General features: G+C 42.4%; 10 protein-coding genes and 1 pseudogene. 4 read left to right on the top strand and 7 right to left on the bottom strand.

Annotation, left to right across the window (positions count from 1 at the left end; genetic code table 11):
• Positions 1 to 132 precede the first annotated feature (132 nt).
• On the top strand, positions 133 to 1,680 hold the full coding sequence (locus IQ242_RS16920; protein ID WP_193960773.1) for a mercuric reductase: 1,548 nt from the start codon (positions 133 to 135) through the stop codon (positions 1,678 to 1,680).
• 163 nt (positions 1,681 to 1,843) lie between these two features.
• Here the strand turns inward: IQ242_RS16920 and IQ242_RS16925 are convergent, their stop codons facing one another.
• The 3 genes from IQ242_RS16925 to IQ242_RS26775 are packed head-to-tail and all read right to left on the bottom strand — an operon-like array spanning position 1,844 to position 2,666.
• Positions 1,844 to 2,242: a type II toxin-antitoxin system VapC family toxin gene (locus tag IQ242_RS16925; protein ID WP_081106832.1), complete on the bottom strand. Its 399-nt coding sequence runs from the start codon at positions 2,240 to 2,242 to the stop codon at positions 1,844 to 1,846.
• An 11-nt stretch (positions 2,243 to 2,253) separates the two neighbouring features.
• The gene (locus tag IQ242_RS16930; RefSeq protein WP_193960774.1) at positions 2,254 to 2,535 is read right to left on the bottom strand and encodes a hypothetical protein; all 282 of its coding nucleotides are present in this window, start codon (positions 2,533 to 2,535) and stop codon (positions 2,254 to 2,256) included.
• Positions 2,532 to 2,666 (bottom strand): hypothetical protein, encoded by a 135-nt coding sequence (locus IQ242_RS26775; RefSeq protein ID WP_002741034.1) that lies wholly within the window; start codon positions 2,664 to 2,666, stop codon positions 2,532 to 2,534. The genes IQ242_RS16930 and IQ242_RS26775 overlap by 4 nt, the downstream gene beginning before the upstream one ends.
• 54 nt (positions 2,667 to 2,720) lie before the next feature.
• Between IQ242_RS26775 and IQ242_RS16935 the strand changes: the two genes are divergently transcribed.
• The 3 genes from IQ242_RS16935 to IQ242_RS16945 all read left to right on the top strand — a co-directional run bounded on the left by IQ242_RS16935 (position 2,721) and on the right by IQ242_RS16945 (position 3,795).
• Positions 2,721 to 2,915 (top strand): hypothetical protein, encoded by a 195-nt coding sequence (locus IQ242_RS16935; RefSeq protein ID WP_150978422.1) that lies wholly within the window; start codon positions 2,721 to 2,723, stop codon positions 2,913 to 2,915.
• Between the two features lie 139 nt (positions 2,916 to 3,054).
• Positions 3,055 to 3,375, top strand: a complete 321-nt coding sequence (locus IQ242_RS16940; RefSeq protein WP_149988568.1) for a hypothetical protein — start codon at positions 3,055 to 3,057, stop codon at positions 3,373 to 3,375.
• Positions 3,376 to 3,390: 15 nt separating this feature from the next.
• On the top strand, positions 3,391 to 3,795 hold the full coding sequence (locus IQ242_RS16945) for a type II toxin-antitoxin system VapC family toxin (protein ID WP_193960775.1): 405 nt from the start codon (positions 3,391 to 3,393) through the stop codon (positions 3,793 to 3,795).
• A 119-nt stretch (positions 3,796 to 3,914) separates the two neighbouring features.
• On the opposite strand, the gene IQ242_RS26780 is transcribed toward IQ242_RS16945, so the two are convergent.
• The 4 genes and pseudogenes from IQ242_RS26780 to IQ242_RS16960 all read right to left on the bottom strand — a co-directional run.
• On the bottom strand, positions 3,915 to 4,049 hold the full coding sequence (locus tag IQ242_RS26780; protein ID WP_002741034.1) for a hypothetical protein: 135 nt from the start codon (positions 4,047 to 4,049) through the stop codon (positions 3,915 to 3,917).
• Positions 4,050 to 4,105: 56 nt separating this feature from the next.
• A pseudogene (locus IQ242_RS16950) lies at positions 4,106 to 4,311 on the bottom strand (type II toxin-antitoxin system HicA family toxin).
• Positions 4,308 to 4,511: a type II toxin-antitoxin system HicB family antitoxin gene (locus IQ242_RS16955; protein WP_002734086.1), complete on the bottom strand. Its 204-nt coding sequence runs from the start codon at positions 4,509 to 4,511 to the stop codon at positions 4,308 to 4,310. Before IQ242_RS16955 ends, IQ242_RS16950 begins: the two are co-directional and overlap by 4 nt.
• Positions 4,512 to 4,592: 81 nt before the next feature.
• On the bottom strand, positions 4,593 to 4,849 hold a 257-nt coding region (locus tag IQ242_RS16960), incomplete at its 5' end, for a zinc ribbon domain-containing protein (protein WP_193960776.1).

The raw sequence follows: 4,849 nt of genomic DNA on the forward strand, positions 1-4,849 counted from the left end.
GGGGAAGTGGGGAAATTGAACTAAAACCCCAAAACCCCAAAACCTAAAACCTATCTCCCGACTCCTGACTCCTATCTCCTGACTCCCCAAAACGAAAACTTCGTATCTCACCATTAAGATAACTACTTTATTATGTTTGAAAATAGCTCTAGGGAAGTTAATGTTCTCCCCATGGACGAACATAATCAAAAATTAGTTAATCATGTTCATCCTGCCGATTGGGTCAATCCACAACCCCAAGATTGTTATGATTTAGTCGTCATTGGTGCGGGTACTGCGGGTTTAGTCGTAGCGGCGGGAGCGGCGGGTTTAGATATAGGTTTAAAAGTGGCTTTAGTGGAAAAACACCTCATGGGGGGAGATTGCCTCAATTTCGGTTGTGTTCCTTCCAAATGTCTGATTCGTTCCTCTAGAATTATCGGGGAAATTGAGAAAGCCAAAAAATTAGGAATTAATATTGGGGATACTAGGGTAGATTTTGCCAGAGTCATGACCAGAATGCGGCAAATTCGCGCCGATATTAGCCATAATGATTCGGTGCAACGTTTCCAAAAACTAGGTATCGATGTCTTCTTGGGTAGCGCTCGTTTTTTAGGACAAAATGCTGTGGAAGTGACGGGAAAAACCCTCGATTATAAAAAAGCTGTCATTGCCACTGGTGCTGGGGCCTTTCATCCCGATATCCCCGGACTAAAAGAGGCGGGATTTTATACCAATGAAACAATTTTTTCCCTAACAGAATTGCCTCCCCGATTAGCTGTTATCGGTGGCGGGCCGATTGGTTGTGAATTAGCCCAAGCTTTTCAAAGGTTAGGCGCACAGGTGATTTTATTTCATAATCATTCCCATCTTTTGAATAAAGAAGACCAAGAAGCGGCCGAAATTATTGAGAATACTTTCCTGCGGGAAGGAATGCAATTAATTCTCTCTTGCCAAATTGAACGGGTGACAAAAAATGAGCGGGGTAAAACCATTGAATATACTAGCAACGGTCAAGGAGCAACTATCACCGTTGACGAGATTTTAGTCGGTGCTGGCCGGGAGCCTAATGTGTCAGGATTAAATTTAGAAGCGGTAGCCGTGGAATACGATACTCGTCGGGGAGTTAAAGTCAATGATTATCTGCAAACTACTAACCCGAAAATTTATGCGGCCGGTGATATCTGTATGGATTGGAAATTTACCCATGCCGCCGATGCAGCCGCCCGTATTGTGATTAAAAATACCCTTTTTTCTCCCTTCGGTTTCGGACGCGATAAGCTCAGTAATTTAGTTATGCCTTGGGTCACTTATACCGACCCAGAAATCGCCCGGGTGGGTATGGATGAAACCCAAGCACAGACCCGGGGATTGGTCACTAATACTATTAAAATTCCTTTGAGTATAGTCGATCGAGCTATCACTGATGGCGAAACAGCAGGTTTTCTAAAAATTATTCACAAACAAGGTTCCGACCAAATTTTAGGAGCCACTATCGTCGCCGCTCACGCCGGTGAGATGATTTCCGAAATTACCACCGCTATGGTTGCCAAAATCGGATTGAGTAAACTCTCTACTGTTATTCATCCCTATCCCACCCAAGCGGAAGCGATTAAAAAGGCCGCCGATGCCTATCGTCGAACTCTCTTGACTCCTAATAGTCAAAAACTCTTGGAATTGTTGACTAAATTATCCCGTTAAAATCAATGATTGCCACTGGAGAACTGCGGCAGAACTTTGAACAATTCTGGCGGGAAGCAGCCGCGCAGTTGGGAAACGCCCAATCCCTCACCGAACGGGGGTCGGGGAAATGGCAGGAGTACCAGTTGGAGAAATACCAACCCCTGACGCAGCTCTGCCCTTTTTAGAATACAAGTAAACGGTGAAAACCTTCTTGCTCAAAATGGCGATCGGTGGTTAATGCTTCATTAATATTGAACTGACGCATCAATAAAAAGCTAACTGCATCACATAAGGAATAAGTCTTATCTTGCCGTGCCATCAATAGTTTGACCGCAGCACGATGTAAAGGCTCATCTATCCAAACTGTCTCGATATCTGGATTTTCTAGCAAATCGGTGATAAATTCTAGGGTAGCTAAACGCGGGTAATGGCGAACTTGAGCTAGAGCAACTAACTCTGCTAAAACGTAACTGTGGGTGATGCTTTTACCTGCACTATCTAACAATTGGACAGCTTCTTCATGTCCTGGTTGATCACGATAGACATAGCAAAGTAACCCAGAAGTATCGAGGAGTATCACCGATTTCATGTCTACTCATGAGTATCTCCATACTCTCTTCCTAAGTCAGCATCAATGCTTTCATTATCTGCTCCTGTCGGATAGCCGCTAATTGAGCCAGCGTGCGCTCGAAAGCGTTGACGTGCTGCTTCTTTTTCGGCTTCCGTGCGTTGGTCTTTAGCTTTTGTTAAGCGATACTGTCGCTCAAGGGAAGTTGTTACTAATTCTGACAGGTCGATCCCTAATATTTTAGCTTGCTGTTGCAAGGCGGCATAAACTTCATCGCTCAATTCTAGGGTTAAGACTTGACTCATTTGGCTGTACCTTCGTTGTGGCTATTGATTAGATTAATTTCTTTTTTAACTCTTTGACCATTATAACCTCGGACATCAGCTTGTCTCTTCACAGTAGCACTGTAGGGTGGGTTAGCGACAGCGTAACCCACCGCATATTAAAAAATTGATGGTGCGTTACACGCGCGTTTTCGCACCCTACGGCGATGGCGATCGCACTGTCGGTTGGTAATTTCAATATAAGCAGCATCGTGGCGCACTTGATTCGTCCAGCCTGCTTTCAACACCCATGCGGGAAAGGAAGCTTTATTACGGGCGCTGTTACAGATTACGGCTTTTTAAGCCCTGTCTTCCCGACAGGGCTAGGAATTTTTTCAGCAGGCGAACTTGAAGCAGGTTAGGTTAAAATTAACTTATTCGGCTCTGATTTTGGATTGGGGAGTTATCTGCTCTCTTCCTACGAAAGGAAACGATTTGCCGAAACGGGATGCTCCCTAAAAATCAGAAAAAATTCGCTACACCAGTCTCAAGGAGGAAAGGATGTCTCAAGTCTCTATTCAATCAGATTTGGTCGAGGATAAAATTCAGTCTAGGCTCGTTATTCGTATCGCGTCAATTATTGATGATTTTATCAAGAATGAGAGCTTATTGGAAGATTTAAATAGAGATGAAATGGTTAAGTATTTTGTGAATTTACTGACCGAAAAATTTTCCTCTTCAGAATTAGAAACAATGCCCGATGAAAGTCTAGGTCGCAAAATCAGGCGAGTCTTAGGAGTGCAAGCAATGGCGGGACTGCTGAAGGATTTAACTCCAGAACAAATGGCAGAGTTTGAAGCAGTGATGGCAAGTTTTAGATAGAAATAGTAAATAGTCGTGGGTTATCTACTCGATACTAACATCGTCACAGCTATTCTCAAAGACAACCAAGTAGTCGTTGAGAGATTGAGTGCAGTAAGGCTACAAGGAAAGGATGTTTTCATAAGCTGTATTACTTATTTAGAAACTGAAGCTGGACTATTAGCAGTTAAGGCAACGAAGAAGTTAGCAAGATTTCAGAATTTGTGTCGCACTGATTTGAGATTATTGTTGTTAGATACAATGGAGATTGTTCATCAAGCCGCAGCAATTTCTGCTGATTTAAGGCTTAAGGGAACCCCCATACAAATGGCTGATATTCTCATTGCAGCAACAGCTATTAGCTATAATCTCATTGTCGTTTCTGACGACTCAGATATGCTGAGAGTTCAGGGATTAATCGTAGAAAATTGGCGGCGATGAGATAATTTGCTGGTGATGATCTGACCCATGTGGGAAAGAAAGCTTTATTACTAATATTTTAGCCTGCTGTTGCAAGGTGGCATAAACTTTATCGCTCAATTCTAGGGTTAAGACTTGACTCATTTGGCTGTACCTTCATTGTGGCTATTGATTAGATTAATTTCTTTTTTAACTCTTTGACCATTATAACCTCGGACATCAGCTTGTCTCTTCACAGTAGCACTGTAGGGTGGGTTAGCGACAGCGTAACCCACCGCATATTAAAAAATTGATGGTGCGTTACATTAACATTAACGCACACTACGAAAGCTTATAAGTCATCTTCCGATAATCGAGCTATTTTCATAATTGATTTTAAAGTTCCAATTTTTAAGTCCTGATTGCGGTGTACAGGAATAGATAGAATTTTATCTTCATCCTCCTTTTCATAAACATGGTGACTACTGGTAATTTTTTTGAGTATCCAACCTTTTTTTCGACAATTTTACAGAGTTTTTTCCCTGATATTGATTTCATACAGCAATTTCAATCACTTCTGACCTAGATTCAGGTTGTTTGCTTTCATTGGCAACTTCTAACCAGCCTTGTATGGCATCTTGGAGGTTATCGACAACTTCGTCCATACTATCTCCTTCTGTTATACAACCGGGCAGAGCGGGAACTTCAGCCCAGTAACCGCCTTCTTCGGCTGGATGAATAATAGCTTTGATTTTCATCAGGTTCAGAATTTTTGAAAACTTATCTCTTATTTTAATTTGACATCCTCACCGCCGTAAACGGACGGTGATTCCCAAACCTCACGATTTGGGTTTCTGCTTCTTTCCCGAAGGATTTTTCGCACCTGCCTTAACAGATTTACTCTGTTCTGGTCTTATGGTCGCTCTACAGACTGACACCGCAAGCCCTGCGGCCAAAATATTTTTACTAGCGTTAATATCTCGGTCATGGTGAGTCCCACAGTCTGGACAGTCCCATTCTCGAACATTTAACGGCATTTTTTCAGCAATATACCCGCAATTACTACATCTTTTAGAGCTAGGAAACCATCTATCTA

This window comes from Microcystis sp. LEGE 08355, assembly GCF_015207185.1.
GTDB lineage: Bacteria > Cyanobacteriota > Cyanobacteriia > Cyanobacteriales > Microcystaceae > Microcystis > Microcystis panniformis.

Excerpts from the sequence above, each read along its gene's own strand:
- IQ242_RS16920 (WP_193960773.1), top strand. The coding sequence starts at position 133 with ATGTTTGAAAATAGCTCTAGGGAAGTTAATGTTCTCCCCATGGACGAA.
- IQ242_RS16955 (WP_002734086.1), bottom strand. The coding sequence starts at position 4,511 with ATGAAAATCAAAGCTATTATTCATCCAGCCGAAGAAGGCGGTTACTGG.
- IQ242_RS16930 (WP_193960774.1), bottom strand. The coding sequence starts at position 2,535 with ATGAGTCAAGTCTTAACCCTAGAATTGAGCGATGAAGTTTATGCCGCC.
- IQ242_RS16940 (WP_149988568.1), top strand. The coding sequence starts at position 3,055 with ATGTCTCAAGTCTCTATTCAATCAGATTTGGTCGAGGATAAAATTCAG.
- IQ242_RS16935 (WP_150978422.1), top strand. The coding sequence starts at position 2,721 with ATGGCGATCGCACTGTCGGTTGGTAATTTCAATATAAGCAGCATCGTG.